The sequence below is a fragment of the Bacillus sp. REN10 genome (assembly GCF_016820555.1).
Lineage (GTDB): Bacteria > Bacillota > Bacilli > Bacillales > Domibacillaceae > Bacillus_CE.
Window position 1 is genome coordinate 121,112 of the sequence record NZ_JADHDW010000008.1, and the last position, 16,352, is coordinate 137,463.

A 16,352-nucleotide genomic window follows, 5' to 3' on the forward strand; every position below is an offset into this window, starting at 1 on the left:
CGTCAACCCTTTTTCATTTATGTTCGGCTAAACTGGTTAAATACCTTCATTAGCTCATCAATAGCTTCTTTTCCCTCTCCTGATTGAATAGCATTAGCTACGCAATGATGTGTGTGGTTTTCAAGCACTTGCATCCCCACATTTTTTAATGCCGACTGAACAGCCGTAATTTGCACAAGAATATCGACACAATAACGATCTTCCTCAATCATTTTTTGAATTCCGCGCACTTGTCCTTCAATTCTGTTCAACCGATTAGACAGCTGTTTCTTCTGCTCTTCGCTCCGATGAGACACCGTGCGATGCGCTTCATTTCCCATCATTTCCACCCCTTTATTTATACTATACCCCCGTACTGTATAATAATCAAATAAAAAATGCCAAGCGGCTAGGGGAAAGTATACCTGCTCGCCGCTTGGTAAACATTATGTTAAATTTTCTTTACGTTTTTAAAATACTCTTCAAGCGTCCAACCATTTTCAAAGATATCTTTAGCCGCTTCTTTTCCAACATAACGAAAATGCCATGGCTCATACATATAGTATGTAATGTCTTCTTTATTTTTTGGATAACGTAAAATGAATCCAAATGTATGGGCATTCTTTGCTAGCCATTGTCCTTCCGTTGTTGTCTCAAATTCTTGAACAAGATCGAATTGAACGCTTTCCGCTGAAATGTCCATCGTTAATCCAGTTTGATGCTCACTCGAACCAGGCGGCGCTACCGCTTCTAACGCCTTCTCTTCTCCTACTTCGGCAATTTGATTCGCCAAAATTTGTTCTTGCCGTTCATACGAACGATAACCGGACACAGCAAATAAATGAATCCCTTCTTTTTCTGCTGCTTGGAACATCTCTTCCATCGCTTCGGCTGCTTCCTTTCTCATATAACTTTTTTCAATATCTTGATTCCCAAAAGAGAAAGGAACGTTCGGACGAACTAAATCAGATGGCTTGTAGTCACCTGGCAAAGCAAATTGCTTATTCACTAACGCCAATACATTCTCCGGATTAGTAATTACCGCCTTTCCATCGACTTGCTTCACTTCATTGAAGAAAGCGGCCTCTAGTTGCAGACCTGATGCTTCGCTTACTTGTTTCTCTTCTTTCGCTGTCCCAGTCGTTTCTTTCTCCGCTTTCTTCTCCTCATCAGCCGCCTGACATCCGCCAAGCAATAACATAGCTGACAAAAGTAATCCTGTTTTCTTCATTTCCTCACCTGATCTCCCCATTATTTCATTTGACATAGGAAAGCCAGCCTGTTTCGCTAGGCTGGCTTTCCTATGATCATTCTTGAATCGCCGCGTCTAAAGCGACTTCAATCATGTCATTAAATGTCGTTTGACGTTCTTCCGCTGTCGTTTCTTCTCCCGTAATAATATGATCACTGACTGTTAATACGGAAAGCGCTTTGCGACCAAACTTCGCTGCAAGCGTATAAAGCGCCGATGTTTCCATTTCAATCGCTAAAATGCCGTAATCAGCCCATTTTTGATGCTCGGCATTATCATTATAAAACATATCCGCTGTAAAGACGTTACCCACTTTTAACTGAAGACCTTTTTCTGTACCCGCATCATAGGCCTTTTTCAATAAATCCCAATTCGCTGTTGGGGCGTAGTCGATGCCATTAAAAGTGAAGCGGTTCATTTGCGAATCAGTAGACGCACTCATCGCTAAAATGACGTCACGCACCTTTACATCTTTTTGAATGGCTCCGCACGTCCCTACTCGAATTAAGTTTTGGACATTGTAGCTTTGCATTAATTCATTAACGTAAATCGAAATCGATGGAACACCCATTCCAGTCCCTTGAACAGATACTCGCTTTCCTTTGTAAGTACCTGTATAACCGAACATATTGCGGACTTCATTATAACAAACAGGGTTATCTAAAAAAGTTTCCGCAATATACTTCGCTCTTAAAGGATCTCCTGGTAAAAGGACAGTTTCAGCAATTTCATTTTCTTTTGCTCCAATGTGAATGCTCATGATCATACCTCCAGTAGGATAGCTGTTGCAACATTCATTTTAATCTTTTTATATAGCGGTTGCAAACGTTACATGTGAGCGGAAATGATTTGCGTAAGCTTCTCTTTTAGTTGTGGCAAATCTTGTGTCGTAATCTGCACATTGATATGGCTTTCATCCATTTCTAGCGCCTCCGCAAGAAAACCGCCTAGCCCTCTTGCCTTGCGATCGACTTCAATTAATAAACGGGCGGATTGCTCTGTTTGCGAAATAAACATCAACTCCAGTTCATCAAGACGGCCACGGAACGCTCCTTTCGTTGGCACAAACTCAAACTCTTGTACGAAAGGATAGTGGCTGGCAATTTTTAATGATGCTTGTTCGCACTCCACTTTGCGCAAACGGAAACCAAGCTGCTCAATTTCCTCTAAAATTTTTGTTGCAAGCGGCGTCGGACGCACTTCTATGTAATCCTTGTCTTCCGGATCAACTGCATTTTTAATATCCAACCCTGTCTCTACCCATACACGAGTGGTACCATAAGTAATTGGCGTATCTCTCGGCAATTCCAATTCAAATGGAATCACCTTCATCTCCCCTGCTCCGATCGTAAAAGGCTCATTCAGCTTCTGCTTCTTGACTGCGGCATAATCAGTATACTTGCGATCATCTGTTTCACGCGTATACGTTGTATTTACTTTTAAGTAAATGGAGTCAATGTCTTGAGGAACGTTGCCCCCATAAATTTCAACCTTCCCGCGCATGATCTCTCCTGCTGTGTACTCTGATCGCTCCAGCTTTGTATCCACTCTCGCTCCACCTACACCAAAACTCGCTAGTACTTTACCGAAAAATGACATTGAAAATTCCCCCTAAGTAATTTTTTTGCTATCTAATGATACGCAAACAAAAAGCCAAAGGTTTCATCTTTTTACTCTTTTTCTTCTTCGATGTATCTTTCCCATGCTTCATCAAAAACGGACATGCTCGGCAAATACAATCCATTGAGCTCTAAATACCGACTTAATTCATCATAGCTCGTTTCATTCTTTGGAAAGCTATGATCCCGAAATGCCTCGTTGGCAAATTCGGCTATTTCATCGCGTGGGGACTCCTCCCGATACTTCATTAAATAATGAAAAAACGATCTCCGCACTTTTTTTCCTCCTTTTGTCATCAATATATATGAGGAAGCAGAAAAATGTAAAGCGAAAACACATTTCCTGCTTCAGCCGCTTGAGTACTGTCATTTATACTCAAACCATTCCCTCTAAATTCCATTTCCACCAATAAAAAAGCCACTCCCTACTTAGGAGTAGCTTCTTTTGATGAATCTTCTATTGGAAGCATAAACGTAAATTGAATATCATCCTTCTTTAAATTAAATTGATCAGCGCGCACTTTCACATCACTTTTCAATTTTAAGTCATTTAAAGAAAGGTAAATCATTTGATCGTTCGGCATAAATTTGACCCAATCCGGGAATGGATAAGCATCTTTAGCCGCTTTCATCACATAAGAAACAGGGAGACTCACGCGTCCCATTTTCATCTCTTTTTGTTTTAAAACAATATCGCCATTTTCCAAAGCTTTCGGCTCAAACGTCAGCTTATAGTCAATCCCACTAGAAAACACTGGGATTTCCCCATACATAATCACTTGATCTTTCAAATACACATTCAATTTCACCGGGCTGTTTTTCGTTTCCTTTTTAATATAGGACTGTATCACTCTATTAAGATCTTCTTTATTGGATTGCACTTGAAATTCCACTGCATCTCTTGCAGGTGAGGCTTCAGGAATGGGATCATCTTTTATTGGAGAAAAAATTTTCACACCAAGCACTGTCAAAAACAAGATATTAACTGCTAATATAGCAAAAAAAGCATATTTCCAAAATTGTCTCATTGTTGCTCCTCTTTTACGTACATGATTTTCTGATTTGTCAATTCTTCTAACTCTTTTCCGTTGATTGTTTCAAAAATACGGTTGGCCATCAACTCATATCCCCGATCATTCGGATGAAATTGGTCCACATAAAATATATCTTCTTTCTGGTCCTTAAACAAATCTTCCACGGATACAAAAGTGGTTTGATCATATTTTTCAACCGTTTGTTTACTCGTTTCATTCCAATTTTGCAAAATCTCTTCTACTTCTTCTACATTATGAAACACTTCCATAAATGGATTATAAAGACCCACTAATACAATCCCTGCTTCTTGATTACTTTCCCGCACTTTCACAATAATTTCATTTAAGCGCTTCTCGTAATCCTTTCTTCCCTGTTCAAACTGTTTCACTTTTAACTGGCCAAAATTTTCTTTAAATACTTTCATAATATCATTTCCGCCAATCGTAATAATCACAAAATCTGCCTGCTTAATCGAATCTTTCACTTGCTGCTCATCTAACCGCTCAAGAAGTTGATCCGTGCGATTCCCCTTGACTCCATAATTCGTGAACGTCGCATCTTTCACTTCTTCTAATTGAACTAAATGGTCTTGTAAATAAGGAATGTATCCCCCTGTTTTCGTACTATCTCCTATTCCCTCAGTTAAGGAATCTCCTACAGATACCACGCTCAATTCTTTCGGAATCACCTTTACCTTTTCCTCTTGCTCGGAACAAGCAGACAAGCTCCATACGAAAGCAAAGACAAGAAGCCATGCTTTCTTCAACTTACTCACCCCGCTGTTTAAAAGTACTCACATTATAGCATATTCTTATTTTATCAGGCTTTGTTAAACAATCTGTTCATTTTAATAATTTTTTGACTCTAGCCTTTTGTACGAAAAGCTACTTCCCACCAATCTATTATTGGTTCCGCTTATCTCATTCATGTATAATAAATCATTATACAGAAAAGGGGTTTTATCATGCGAGTATGGACTTACTTTGTCGTTCTCGGCAGTTTGCTTTTGCTTATCGTTGGCTGTTCTTCTACTTCTGAAAAAGAAAGTGAAGGCCAAAAAGCAACCGAGTCACACGGACACTCTGATCATATGCATACACAGCCAAATGGCGACCTTCAAGAAGAAACAGCCTCTGTTGATGACATGCCAAACTTCTTAAAGGATAAAGATGACCAAATGAAAGCTATTTACTTAGCCGCGGCGAAAAACCCGGAAGTACTAGAATCGATGCCGTGCTATTGCGGCTGCGGTGAATCCGCCGATCATAAAAGCAACTTAAATTGCTTCGTTGCTGACATCAACGATCAAAAAGTCGTATGGGATGACCACGGCACACGATGCGGCGTCTGCCTCGAAATCGCAGCCGAATCTGTCCTCATGCACAAAGAAGGCAAATCCTTAAAAGAAATCCGCGACTACATTGATAATAAATACAACGAAGGCTATGCCGAACCAACGCCAACACCGATGCCTGCTTAACGAAAAGCGGAAGCCGACTGGTTAGACACGACAAGCAAGTGACAGAATGACTGCATGGCGCTCTTCAGCCATGCAGTCAGGGTGGCATTTGACTCGAGTGTCTAGGAGGCGGAGCTGGACAATCGAAAAGCGAAGTCAACCAGTAACCCCAAGCCCGATAACATAGTATGAAGTCGAGCTTGGGGATTTTTTTATTGAAAACATTTGCATAAGGGCAGAGAAATCTCTTCAAAGTCAAATAAACATTCATAAAATCGAGGAACTGCCCCATAACGTCAAACAAAGCTTATTAACTTAACAATGAAAAACCCAAGCATCAGAAACGAATCTAACACTCGGGTCATTCATTTTATTTCGCCCAATACATAATCGCCACAGCGCCAGGGCCTGTGTGGGTAGAGATAATTGGTGTGGTTGTATCTATTTCAATATCTTCAAAGCCGGTCAATTCAATCACTTTGTCCTTTAGCTTGCGGGTTAATTCATGACCGCCTGCATGAGCAAAGCCTACTTTGATTAATTGTTTCCCCTTTAACTCTTCCGCTAACTGCTTGGATAAAAACTTAATCACTTGCGCATGGCTGCGAACTTTCGTTACGGGACTTAATTCTGCCATATCCAAGTTTAAAATCGGTTTAATGTTTAATAAAGAACCGATGAAACCGGTTGCTCTGCCAATGCGACCACCTTTAATTAAGTTTTCTAGCGTGTCCACCACGAGATACAGTTTCGTTTGCGACCGTATTTCCACGAGTTTAGCGATGATCTCATCGACGGTTCGGCCTTCCTCTGCCATTTTCACAGCCTCCATCACTTGAAAAGATAAGGCTTTCGAAATATAACCAGAGTCTAAGACAGTTACTTTCGATTCGCTCATTTCCGCCGCTTGCTGAGCAGAGCGAACGGTTCCGCTCATTTTCCCTGTCATATGGATCGATAAAATTTCACTGCCGTCTTTTCCTAGTTCATCATACACTTCTAAAAAACGGCCGACAGGGGGCTGTGAACTTTTCGGCAATTCTTTCGCTTGCTGCATTTTCACTAAAAATTCATCAGGGGAAATTTCCACTCCATCTAAATAAGATTCACCGTCTATGAAAATCGTCAATGGCACACATGTAATTCCGTATGCCTCTAAGTCACTTTGTCTTATATCTGCGGACGAATCCGTCACTATTTTGATTTTTCTCACACTTACACATCCTAACTATACAGTCAATCTCTTGCCATTATACCGTTAAACGGAAGGAAATTAAATAACATTTACTTATTTTCATAGGTTTTCCTCTCCTAACAAACTTAAAAAAGCTTGCAGAGGATCATTTCCTCTACAAGCTTTTTCTACGCTAGCAACGAGCGATCGTTTAACATTGCTTCGCCGCGAATCCGTTGAAATTCTGCTAGTAATTTCTCTACCGTTAAGTCCGGTTTTTCCTTTTCATTCGCTTCAAAAATGATTTGCCCTTTATCCATCATAATGAGGCGGTTACCGAGGTCGAGTGCTTGTTGCATGTTATGCGTCACCATGAGCGTCGTCAGTTCGAATTTAGCAACAATTTCTTTCGTTAAATTCGTAATCAGCTCTGCGCGCGCTGGATCAAGGGCTGCTGTATGTTCATCAAGCAATAAAATCTTCGGCTTCGTGAACGTGGCCATCAAAAGCGACAACGCTTGGCGTTCCCCTCCAGATAATAAGCCGACTTTTGCCGACAGACGATTTTCTAAGCCAAGATGGAGCATTTCTAACTGCTCGCGGAAAAAATCTCGCTTGCTTTTTGTCACACCCAAGGCTAACGTTCTCGTTTTCGTGCGATTGTAAGCGAGCGCTAAATTTTCTTCAATCGTCATCGTCGGTGCTGTACCAGCTAACGGATCTTGGAACACCCGGCCAATTTTTCTCGCCCGTTTATGTTCAGCTAAAGCCGACATGTTTACACCATCAATCATAACGGTTCCGGCATCAGGAAAGAGCTTCCCCGAAATCATATTCATCAGCGTTGACTTGCCGGCTCCATTGCTTCCAATCACGGTCACAAAATCGCCCGGATTCAGCTGTAAATTCACTTGATTGAGGGCGATCTTTTCATCTGGCGTTCCCTCATAGAACACTTTATAGATTTGATTTAACTGAAGCAATTTGATCCCCTCTTTCCTTGATGGTTGCTTCTAGCTGAGCCGCTCGTTTCTTTTTACGCATTGTCGCCTTTTGCTTATCGATCAGCTTCGGAACCACAAGCGCAATAATGACAATGACCGCTGTAATTAACTTCATATCTCCTGTTTCCAAAAATTCAAACCTTAACGCCAATGTGACAATCATTCGATACACAATCGCTCCAATCAAAACAGCCAATGTCGCTCGAGCAATAGAAGAATTGCCGATAATTGCTTCACCAATAATGACAGACGCCAAGCCGATAATAATCATTCCAATTCCCATTCCAGCATCACTAAAGCCGTTATATTGAGCAATTAACGCACCAGAGAAAGCAACTAACGCATTCGATAAGCCAAGTCCAAGCACCTTTAGCCAGTCGGTATTGGCTGAAAAGCTGCGAACCATGCCATCGTTATCACCAACTGCTCGTAAACCTAGGCCGATTTCCGTCTTTAAAAACAAATCAAGTACAATCTTAATCACAAAAGCCAGCAGAAACATCGAAAGTAAGATTTCCCAAGTCGCTCCTTCAAACATGCTGCCGATGCCTAGTCCTTGCCACCAAGCTGAAATCTTCGTCAACACCGTTTCTTCCGCCAATAAAGGAACATTTGGCTTTCCCATAATCCGCAAGTTAATGGAATAAAGAGCAATCATCATTAAAATACCAGAAAGCAACGGATTAATTTTCCCTTTTGTATGAAGAATTCCAGTCAAACATCCAGCGATAAATCCAGCTAAAAACCCAGCTCCTGTAGCTAAAAAAGGATTAACCCCTGAAATAATTAATACCGAGGCGGTCGCTCCGCCCGTGACAAAGCTTCCATCTACCGTTAAATCAGGAAAATCAAGAATTCGGAAGGATAAATACACACCAAGTGCCATGATCGCATAGATCATTCCCACTTCCACTGACCCAAACATAGCTGTAAACATCTAATCCCCTCCTGTGTAACAAATTACATAAAGGAGCTTCTCACTGAAAAGCTCCCATCCACATTACTTCACAAATTCGGCTTGCTTTTTCCATTCTTCTTTTATATCAATATTCATTTCTTTCGCGGCTTTTTCGTTAATTAATAACTTTAATTTTTGCGGCTGCTGAACCGGCAAATCGCCTGGCTTTTTACCTTCTTTTAAAATTTGTACAGCCATTTGACCCGCTTCGTAACCGATGTCGTAATATTCAAAGCCAAATGCCGCAAATCCTCCGCGTTTCACGGAATCAAGTTCGCCGACAAACATTGGCATATCCTCTTTATTCGCTACTTGAATGACAGATTCTAACGCCGATACAACCGTATTATCTGTGACGATGTAAATCATATCTGCTTTCCCAACGAGGGATTCTGCCGCTTGCTTTACCTCAGAAGAAGTAGATACGGTTACAGGAACGAGCTTCAGCCCATTTTTCTTCATTATGTTTTCAACTGCTTCGACTTGGGCGACCGAATTTTGCTCGCCAGCATTATAAATAACACCCACGTTTTTTCCTTTAAATTCCTTGGCCATAAATTCTATCGTTTTTGAAATCGCATCTGGATGAAGATCTGTCGTTCCAGTAATATTGCCGCCAGGTTTTTTCGGATCTTTTACTAATCCCCCTACGACTGGATCAGTTACGGAAGTAAACACAATCGGAATCTCTTTCGTCGCATTTAACGCACTTGTAGCACTCGGCGTGGAATTGGCGAAAATTAAATCAACCTTATCCCCAACAAAGTTATTGGCGATCGTTTGGTTATTATTTTGGTCGCCTTGTGCTATTTGCACATCATAATCCGCTTTTACTCCGCCATCTTCTAACGCTTGTTGAAATCCTTTGTACGCATTGTCTAACGACGGATGCTCAACAATTTGCGTGACTCCAATTTTCACTGTGTCTTCTTTAGCTGACCCAGCTTCTTCTTTCTTCTCTTTTTCTCCGCTATTGCCGCAGCCAGCTAACATCAGCATACTTGTCATTCCAACTGCCGCCATTCCTTTTACCCACTTTTTCACAATGACTCCCCCTAACATTTCACTTACATGATTTACTGCTTTGCTCCATTAAAATATTAATGTTATTATGCAATAACATTAACAGAAAAGCAAGTGTTTTCTGAAAATTACATTTACTTGAAGAAATAAACAAATAGGGCCAACTCACAGCTGGCCCCATTTATTTATTTCTTCATTTGATCTAATGCTTCTTGAATTTTTTTCTGCGTCATTTCCGCTACGTCTTTTAACTCGTATTCTTCAAATATATCAGCAGAAACCGCTGGTAAAATCTGAATTTGAACATGACCAGGTGTCACTTTTTTGCGGTTGTTCTTCTCAAACATATCGGATGTTCCTTTGATTACTACGGGAACGATCGGTACGTTAGCATCCTTCGCTATTCGAAAACCACCCGATTTAAATGCCTTCATCTCTCCACCTAAACTTCTCGTCCCTTCAGGAAAAATAAGCAGCGAGTGACCGGCTTTTAATTTATCCGCTCCATCGCGAAGCATCTTAACTGCGTCACGACGATTGTTGCGGTTGATGTAAATACAGCCGATGACATCCATCCAATCGCGCACAACCGGAACCTTCTTCACTTCTACTTTGGAAATAAACCCAAACGGCTTATCAATATGTCCGAGTAAAGCAGGCACATCAAAGTCCCCTTCGTGATTACAAATGAAGAGAACAGGACCATTCGGAATATGTTCCTGCCCTTGGATATCAACCGTTGAGCCTGTGGATTTCACGACCGATCTTGCCCATCGTTTCGGCAGCTGATGCATTTGCTGATCACGTTCAGCCACCGTCCACTCCTCATTCACTTTTCTACTTTTGCGAAGCGCCGGTAAACTTCCGATTAGCGTCACAATTAAAAACAAAACAAAATACAGTAAGCGAAACATATGTCTCCTCCTAAAAACAGAAAGAAAATAGCAGAGACAGTCTGCTATTTCTTCTTTTCATATATGCGAAATTGATAGTCATACGGGTTTTTTTCATTTTTAAGCCCTGGCGTAGCGGAAACAAGCTCCCAGTCTTCCCAGTCCAGCTCGTTCGGGAAATAAGTATCTCCATCAAAAGACTCTTCAATGACGGTTACATACAAGCGATCCGCAAACGGAAGCATTAAACGAAAAATTTCCGCTCCACCCGTAATGAATAACTCATCTTCTTGTTCCGCTTTCTGCACCAATTCTTCCACAGAATACACAACCGTACAGCCTTCCGCTTCATAATGACGGTCGCGGGTCAAAATGACATTTTCTCGTCCAGGCAGTGGCTTGCCGATCGATTCGAATGTCTTTCTTCCCATCACAATTGGATGGCCCATCGTCGTTTCTTTAAAAAACTTCAAATCCTCTGGCAGTCGCCAAGGTAATTGATTATCTTTACCGATCACACCGTTTTGATCCATCGCCCAAATAAATGAAATCATCGAACCCCTTCTTTCCTTTATTACACCGCTACCGGTGCCTTAATCGCCGGATGCGGTTCATATCCCTCTACCGCAATATCTTCCATATCAAAATCTAACACATTCGTTTTCTCTTTGTTTAACACTAACGTCGGAAGTGGCTTTGGCTCCCGTTGTAGTTGTGTCTCTACTTGCTCCAAATGATTTAAATAAATATGAGCATCGCCAATCGTATGAACGAATTCACCTGGCTTGAGTCCACACTCATGAGCGATTAAGCAAGTAAGTAAGGCGTAGCTAGCAATATTGAAAGGCACGCCTAAAAAGACATCTCCAGAGCGCTGATACAGTTGGCAAGACAGTTTTCCTTCCGCGACGTAAAATTGAAATATCGTATGACATGGCGGTAAAGCCATTGAAGGAATGTCTTCCGGATTCCAAGCTGATACTAGCAAGCGTCGAGAATCAGGATTTTTCTTAATCATCTCAATCACTTGTTGTAGTTGATCAATCGTCTCCCCTTGCGTCGTTTTCCACGCTCGCCACTGACTGCCGTACACATCGCCAAGTTTTCCATACTTAGCCGCAAAGGCATCATCCGTTAACACTTTTTCTTTAAACTGCTCCATTTGTTGCTGATATTCTTCTTGGAATGCTGGATCTTCTAACGCCCGCAAGCCGAAGTTTGTCATATCAGGCCCGTGATAGTCTTCACTTTCGACCCAATTTTTAAAGGCCCATTCATTCCAAATATTATTATTATGCTGCAATAAATAACGAATGTTCGTATCGCCTTTCATAAACCATAGAAGCTCACTAACAATTAAGCGAAAAGGAATGCGTTTCGTAGTTAACAACGGAAATCCTTCTTGCAGATTAAAGCGCATTTGATGCCCGAATACGGAGATCGTTCCCGTTCCGGTGCGATCCTCTTTCTTCACGCCTTCTTGTAAAATATGACGGCAGAGATTTAAATACTGTTGTTCATTTTGACTCATGTTGCTGCACCCCTTCTTTTATAACCTGTCTATTTTAACAAATATCATGAACCAACTTCAATTGTTCCGAAGTGAAAAGCGGAGGTTTTGCGAATATGCTGTTCGAATCCAAGGCGCTCAAATCGATCCGAGCGAAAGTGATCCTTTAACACGACCCGCTGTTTCGCTACTCTCATCGCTTGTTCGATTGTTTCCTTTTCAAGTTCATCATAGATCGCAAAATGGCGCAAACCCGCAATACCTTCTGATGCCTCAACCGTTTCTGTAAACATCGGGTCAAAATAGACGACATCAAACGAGCGGTCTTCACATGCAGAAAGCAGCTGTTGATAACGTCCGACCTGGACATCAATTCGTTCCATTGCTTGTTGCAACTCTGATAGAGGAGCCCGCCACTGTTTTAACCCTTGCTTCACGATATACCCAAGCACCGGGCTACCTTCCATGCCTGTCACATGACCTGTTGGACCAGTCACAAAGCTCGCCACAATACTGTCAGAAGCCAATCCGAGCGTGCAATCTAGTACAGACATGCCTGGCTTCAGCTTAGCCGCCGACACAAAAGGATCTTCTTCTCTTCGCATGAGACGTTTGACCCGAAAAGAAGCGGAGTTGGGATGAAAGAAAAACGGCTCCTGTTCATGTAAAGGGTGTAACTCGATTCGCTCCTTTGCGATGATTAAGCAGTCTGAGTCATACTGTTTTTGCAAATCGGCAACGGAACGTTTTTGTCTCGGAATATATGAAAAGCCTAGTTCTTTCGCTGCTTGCTTTGCCTTTTGTTCTAATGCCGTATTTACTCTACTTGATGTTGAAATAATCATCTGTTTTTCCTCGCTAACAAATAAGTACCTGTAAAAAGGATGCCGCTAGTGCGGCATCCTTTCCTCTTATTTACAGTATTGTGCAAAAGCCGTCGTCAAGTTCGTAATGATCGAACCGATATCTTGTCCTTCAATTTGCTCACGCGGAATGAAGTGTACCACTTCTTTTCCTTTTAATAGAGCCATAGACGGTGAAGATGGCTCGTATCCATCAAAATACGTGCGCATTTGTGCCGTGGCTTCCTTGTCTTGTCCGGCAAATACCGTCACGAAATGATCCGGTGCCGAATCATGCATCGACGCTTGTGTAGCTGCTGGTCGGGCAAGACCGGCGGCACAACCGCATACAGAATTGACGACAACTAATGTTGTTCCTTCTACCTGTTCCATAAATTCTGTCACTTCTTCGGCTGTTTTCAACTCCGTAAAGCCAGCATTTGTTAATTCAGCACGCATCGGTAATACCATTTGGCGCATATATTCTTCATAAGCATTTGTCATTTTGTTTCCTCCTCTTTCTTCCATCTCGCTTCGGTCATTTGTTTCCACACCGAGCCTTTTGCTTCCTCGCCACCTTCAATTCTTTCAATGGCCATTTTCACTTGCATTTGCACTTCAAATTCAGGATCATCGACAGCCACCTTTAAAGCAGGCAACGCTGTTTCATCACCCACCTCGTATAAAAACATTGCCGCTCTCCAGCGCACGATTTTGCTTTTATCGTTAAGCGCCTCACACATCGCCGGGATCGCTTCTTTAAATCCTAGATCGGACAAACAGTCACCCGCAGTCCGCCGAACGGTTACCGTTGGATCCTTTAAAGCTTGCGTTAATAACGGCAGCACTTGAACATCTTCAATCATGCCGATGTAGACAACCGCCAATCGGCGAATCGCTGGTTTACTGTCTGATAAGGCTAATGTTAACACAGCCAGATCGTCAAGCGTTGGATCAGCTAACCCTTCCATCCACTCATAGCGCTTTCGCCAATCTTCTTCCGCTTGCCACATCACTTCCGTCAGCTTCACTTGTGGGCGTTTCTCAAGCAACTGGCCGCTCGCTCCGCTTTCCGCTAAAGCGGTCAGCCTTTCTTTCGGATAGGCAGCGATCAGCTCTTCCACCGTTTCTTTGCCGATTTCCTCTAAATCACCGTAACGAACCCCGAAGTCCTGCCACTTTCTTTGCAATACGTAATTATCGTCGCCAGACTGTGCCTGTTGAAACGCTTGTAAAAACTCATCTGGAAGCGGAAAACGCTTTTCTTCGGTCGCTGACGTTAATTTCAGCTGAATGGGAATGCCTTTAAACACTTGAATCGCCGCTTGCACCTCACCAAAGGCTTCTTCCATTGAAGCATTGACTGTTTCTCCCCTAGATGCTTCCCCAAAAACTTGACGAACTTGCGGCAAAATATACTGCCAATCATATTTTCCGTTCCGCTCCACAGCGAGAAAATCCGCGACATGGTAAACCCCTTTGACGCCTTCGATCTTCAACAACGACCGAAGTGGCTCAGACACTTCCTCCGCTTGCGCCGCTTTATAATTATTGCTTTTTCCAGCCGGAAGCTCCTGATCTAGCAATATTTTCATCGTATTTGGGCTTGGCGTCGGCTCGATTTTAATAATCTTCATTCTGTGTTTTTCCTTTCCTATCAAGTCGTTGTTGCTATTGTAGCATAGAAGAAACGCTCCCACCTGATATCCTGCTCATTACACAAATTCAGATAAATAACTCCAGCGTTCAATTAAATGCTCTAACTCTTCATTCAATGTTTCTAGCTCTTCGCTTAAGCTCTGTGCTTTTTCAAAGTCACTTCCTACTTGATCTAGCTCTTGCTGGGCCTCTGCAATGCGATCTTCCACTTGAGCCATCTTCGCCTCTAGGCCGTCCCATTCCCGCTGTTCATTATAGCTTAATTTTTTCTTCGTTTTTTCTTGAACGACCTTTTTCACAGGAGCGGCTTCTAGCTTCTCACGTGCCGCTTGTTGGTCAAGATAATCGCTATACGAACCGTAATATGAGTCAATCACACCATTTCCTTGGAACACCAGCAATTGAGTCGCTGTTTTATCGAGGAAATAACGGTCATGAGAAACCGTGATCACGACGCCTGGAAAATCCTCTAAATAGTCTTCAAGAACGGTTAACGTCGCCGTATCTAAATCGTTCGTCGGCTCATCGAGTAACAGTACATTTGGTTGCGCCATCAATAATTTTAACAAATAAAGGCGACGTTTCTCTCCACCCGATAGCTTATAAATTGGAGTCCCATGGGCATGCATCGGAAATAAAAATCGTTCGAGCATTTGAGCGGCGGACAATTGCTCGCCATCCTTTGTTGTCACGACTTCGGCTGACTCACGAATATAAGCGATCATCCGCATCTTTTCATCCATATCGGTCCGCTCTTGGGTATAGTAAGCGATTTTTACCGTTTGTCCTGTAATCATTTCCCCTTGATCAAACGGGAGTTGTCCAGCTAACAGGTTCATAAACGTCGATTTCCCACTGCCGTTTTTGCCGACAATGCCAAAACGGTCACCCGGTTTCACGAGTATATTGAAATCTTTTAAAATGACCTTACCGTCAAAGGATTTCGAAACATCTTTCAGTTCAAATACTTGCTTGCCGAGTCGACTCCCCTTTACAGCTAAGTCAACTTGCTCTTTCTTCGGCCCTTGGCCAAGGGAGCCTTCTATTTGTTCAAAACGGTCAATTCTCGCCTTTTGCTTCGTCGTCCGCGCTTTCGCTCCTCGTCTCATCCACGCGAGCTCGCGGCGATATAAATTCCGACGCTTATCCTCAGCGGCCGCTTGCTGTTCCTCACGCTCTGCTTTTTGCTCAATATAACTTTGATAATTACCTTTATAGGTGTAGATGTTGCCACCTTCAAGCTCAAACATTCGGTTTGTTACACGATCGAGAAAATAGCGGTCATGAGTGACAAGCAAAACAGCACCCGTATATTTACTTAAATAGTCCTCTAGCCACCCAATTGTTTCATAATCCAAATGGTTGGTCGGCTCGTCTAAAATGAGCAAATCCGGTGTTTCAATTAATACTTGAGCAAGAGCAACACGCTTTTTCTGTCCGCCGGAAAGCTCGCCAATTTTGCGGCTAAAATCAGAAATACCTAGCTTCATTAAAATCGCTTCTGCATTCGTATTCGCTTCCCACGCATCGAGCGCATCCATTCGTTTTTGCAACTCAAACAATTCTTCCGTCACCGTTTCGTTATTTGGCTCTTGTTCTAACTTTCTTAACGTCTGCTCATATTTTTTCAAAAGTTGAATGACCGGTGCCTCACTTAAAAATAGTTGGTCCATCACAGATAGATCTAGGTCCATTTCTGGTTCTTGAGCTAAGTAAGCAATCGAGTAATCATTCGGTGCAATCATCTCTCCACTATCAGGCAAATCTTTCCCCGCAACAATTTTCAACAGGCTCGATTTTCCTGTTCCGTTGACACCAATTAAACCGATGCGCTCTTTCTCGCTAATCGAAAACGTTAGGTTCTTAAACAGTACCTTTTCCCCATACGTTTTTGTCATTTCATTTACTGTTAACACTCTCATTCGTCGTTACCACTCCCGCGTTC

The 16,352-nt window shown here is 42.3% G+C and carries 19 protein-coding genes; 1 reads left to right on the forward strand and 18 read right to left on the reverse strand.

The annotated features are described in order from the left end of the window. Positions 1–17: 17 nt before the first annotated feature. The 7 genes from IRB43_RS12395 to IRB43_RS12425 form a co-directional block, all read right to left on the reverse strand. Entirely contained in the window at positions 18–323 is a 306-nt protein-coding gene (locus IRB43_RS12395; protein ID WP_481748145.1) for a metal-sensing transcriptional repressor, read from the reverse strand. Between the two features lie 107 nt (positions 324–430). Further along, a complete protein-coding gene (locus tag IRB43_RS12400; protein WP_238941990.1) occupies positions 431–1,246 on the reverse strand; it encodes a M15 family metallopeptidase in 816 nt (271 codons plus the stop codon). Positions 1,247–1,286: 40 nt separating this feature from the next. Beyond that, positions 1,287–1,991 carry a purine-nucleoside phosphorylase gene (gene deoD / locus IRB43_RS12405; RefSeq protein WP_203363796.1) on the reverse strand — a complete coding sequence of 235 codons (705 nt, stop codon included), beginning with the start codon at positions 1,989–1,991 and terminating at the stop codon, positions 1,287–1,289. Positions 1,992–2,059: 68 nt separating this feature from the next. After that, complete coding sequence (locus tag IRB43_RS12410; protein ID WP_203363797.1) at positions 2,060–2,830, reverse strand: sporulation protein; 771 nt, start codon at positions 2,828–2,830, stop codon at positions 2,060–2,062. A gap of 71 nt (positions 2,831–2,901) precedes the next feature. Beyond that, positions 2,902–3,126 carry a YozE family protein gene (locus IRB43_RS12415; RefSeq protein ID WP_343070870.1) on the reverse strand — a complete coding sequence of 75 codons (225 nt, stop codon included), beginning with the start codon at positions 3,124–3,126 and terminating at the stop codon, positions 2,902–2,904. Between the two features lie 149 nt (positions 3,127–3,275). Next, the gene (locus tag IRB43_RS12420; protein ID WP_203363799.1) at positions 3,276–3,878 is read right to left on the reverse strand and encodes a YpmS family protein; all 603 of its coding nucleotides are present in this window, start codon (positions 3,876–3,878) and stop codon (positions 3,276–3,278) included. Then, a complete protein-coding gene (locus IRB43_RS12425; protein WP_203363800.1) occupies positions 3,875–4,651 on the reverse strand; it encodes an SGNH/GDSL hydrolase family protein in 777 nt (258 codons plus the stop codon). Before IRB43_RS12425 ends, IRB43_RS12420 begins: the two co-directional genes overlap by 4 nt. A gap of 198 nt (positions 4,652–4,849) precedes the next feature. Here IRB43_RS12425 and IRB43_RS12430 point away from each other — a divergent pair, with 198 nt between their 5' ends. Beyond that, positions 4,850–5,365, forward strand: a complete 516-nt coding sequence (locus IRB43_RS12430; protein ID WP_203363801.1) for a PCYCGC domain-containing protein — start codon at positions 4,850–4,852, stop codon at positions 5,363–5,365. 349 nt (positions 5,366–5,714) lie between these two features. Here the strand turns inward: IRB43_RS12430 and IRB43_RS12435 are convergent, their stop codons facing one another. From IRB43_RS12435 to IRB43_RS12485, 11 genes are all read right to left on the reverse strand, one after another. Next, positions 5,715–6,557 (reverse strand): DegV family protein, encoded by an 843-nt coding sequence (locus IRB43_RS12435; RefSeq protein WP_203363802.1) that lies wholly within the window; start codon positions 6,555–6,557, stop codon positions 5,715–5,717. A 149-nt stretch (positions 6,558–6,706) separates the two neighbouring features. Next, positions 6,707–7,501 carry an ABC transporter ATP-binding protein gene (locus tag IRB43_RS12440; protein ID WP_203363803.1) on the reverse strand — a complete coding sequence of 265 codons (795 nt, stop codon included), beginning with the start codon at positions 7,499–7,501 and terminating at the stop codon, positions 6,707–6,709. Beyond that, positions 7,476–8,459, reverse strand: a complete 984-nt coding sequence (locus IRB43_RS12445; protein ID WP_203363804.1) for an ABC transporter permease — start codon at positions 8,457–8,459, stop codon at positions 7,476–7,478. Before IRB43_RS12445 ends, IRB43_RS12440 begins: the two co-directional genes overlap by 26 nt. Positions 8,460–8,522: 63 nt before the next feature. Next, positions 8,523–9,542 carry an ABC transporter substrate-binding protein gene (locus tag IRB43_RS12450; RefSeq protein ID WP_203363805.1) on the reverse strand — a complete coding sequence of 340 codons (1,020 nt, stop codon included), beginning with the start codon at positions 9,540–9,542 and terminating at the stop codon, positions 8,523–8,525. A 146-nt stretch (positions 9,543–9,688) separates the two neighbouring features. Beyond that, positions 9,689–10,417, reverse strand: coding sequence for a lysophospholipid acyltransferase family protein (locus IRB43_RS12455; protein ID WP_203363806.1), 729 nt, complete (start codon positions 10,415–10,417; stop codon positions 9,689–9,691). 44 nt (positions 10,418–10,461) lie between these two features. After that, positions 10,462–10,950: a dihydrofolate reductase gene (locus IRB43_RS12460; RefSeq protein ID WP_203363807.1), complete on the reverse strand. Its 489-nt coding sequence runs from the start codon at positions 10,948–10,950 to the stop codon at positions 10,462–10,464. A 20-nt stretch (positions 10,951–10,970) separates the two neighbouring features. Next, a complete protein-coding gene (locus IRB43_RS12465) occupies positions 10,971–11,927 on the reverse strand; it encodes a thymidylate synthase (protein WP_203363808.1) in 957 nt (318 codons plus the stop codon). 44 nt (positions 11,928–11,971) lie between these two features. Beyond that, positions 11,972–12,751, reverse strand: coding sequence for a class I SAM-dependent methyltransferase (locus IRB43_RS12470; RefSeq protein ID WP_203363809.1), 780 nt, complete (start codon positions 12,749–12,751; stop codon positions 11,972–11,974). A 66-nt stretch (positions 12,752–12,817) separates the two neighbouring features. Next, entirely contained in the window at positions 12,818–13,252 is a 435-nt protein-coding gene (locus IRB43_RS12475) for a BrxA/BrxB family bacilliredoxin (RefSeq protein ID WP_203363810.1), read from the reverse strand. After that, positions 13,249–14,385 (reverse strand): conserved virulence factor C family protein, encoded by a 1,137-nt coding sequence (locus tag IRB43_RS12480; protein WP_203363811.1) that lies wholly within the window; start codon positions 14,383–14,385, stop codon positions 13,249–13,251. The genes IRB43_RS12475 and IRB43_RS12480 overlap by 4 nt, the downstream gene beginning before the upstream one ends. Positions 14,386–14,463: 78 nt before the next feature. After that, the gene (locus IRB43_RS12485; protein ID WP_203363812.1) at positions 14,464–16,329 is read right to left on the reverse strand and encodes an ABC-F family ATP-binding cassette domain-containing protein; all 1,866 of its coding nucleotides are present in this window, start codon (positions 16,327–16,329) and stop codon (positions 14,464–14,466) included. Between the last annotated feature and the right edge of the window lie 23 nt (positions 16,330–16,352).

Coding starts and splice junctions, on each gene's coding strand:
- IRB43_RS12395 (WP_481748145.1), bottom strand. CDS start 323: ATGATGGGAAATGAAGCGCATCGCACGGTGTCTCATCGGAGCGAAGAG.
- IRB43_RS12400 (WP_238941990.1), bottom strand. CDS start 1,246: ATGTCAAATGAAATAATGGGGAGATCAGGTGAGGAAATGAAGAAAACA.
- deoD (WP_203363796.1), bottom strand. CDS start 1,991: ATGAGCATTCACATTGGAGCAAAAGAAAATGAAATTGCTGAAACTGTC.
- IRB43_RS12410 (WP_203363797.1), bottom strand. CDS start 2,830: ATGTCATTTTTCGGTAAAGTACTAGCGAGTTTTGGTGTAGGTGGAGCG.
- IRB43_RS12420 (WP_203363799.1), bottom strand. CDS start 3,878: ATGAGACAATTTTGGAAATATGCTTTTTTTGCTATATTAGCAGTTAAT.
- IRB43_RS12430 (WP_203363801.1), top strand. CDS start 4,850: ATGCGAGTATGGACTTACTTTGTCGTTCTCGGCAGTTTGCTTTTGCTT.
- IRB43_RS12445 (WP_203363804.1), bottom strand. CDS start 8,459: ATGTTTACAGCTATGTTTGGGTCAGTGGAAGTGGGAATGATCTATGCG.
- IRB43_RS12450 (WP_203363805.1), bottom strand. CDS start 9,542: ATGTTAGGGGGAGTCATTGTGAAAAAGTGGGTAAAAGGAATGGCGGCA.
- IRB43_RS12455 (WP_203363806.1), bottom strand. CDS start 10,417: ATGTTTCGCTTACTGTATTTTGTTTTGTTTTTAATTGTGACGCTAATC.
- IRB43_RS12460 (WP_203363807.1), bottom strand. CDS start 10,950: ATGATTTCATTTATTTGGGCGATGGATCAAAACGGTGTGATCGGTAAA.
- IRB43_RS12465 (WP_203363808.1), bottom strand. CDS start 11,927: ATGAGTCAAAATGAACAACAGTATTTAAATCTCTGCCGTCATATTTTA.
- IRB43_RS12470 (WP_203363809.1), bottom strand. CDS start 12,751: ATGATTATTTCAACATCAAGTAGAGTAAATACGGCATTAGAACAAAAG.
- IRB43_RS12475 (WP_203363810.1), bottom strand. CDS start 13,252: ATGACAAATGCTTATGAAGAATATATGCGCCAAATGGTATTACCGATG.
- IRB43_RS12480 (WP_203363811.1), bottom strand. CDS start 14,385: ATGAAGATTATTAAAATCGAGCCGACGCCAAGCCCAAATACGATGAAA.
- IRB43_RS12485 (WP_203363812.1), bottom strand. CDS start 16,329: ATGAGAGTGTTAACAGTAAATGAAATGACAAAAACGTATGGGGAAAAG.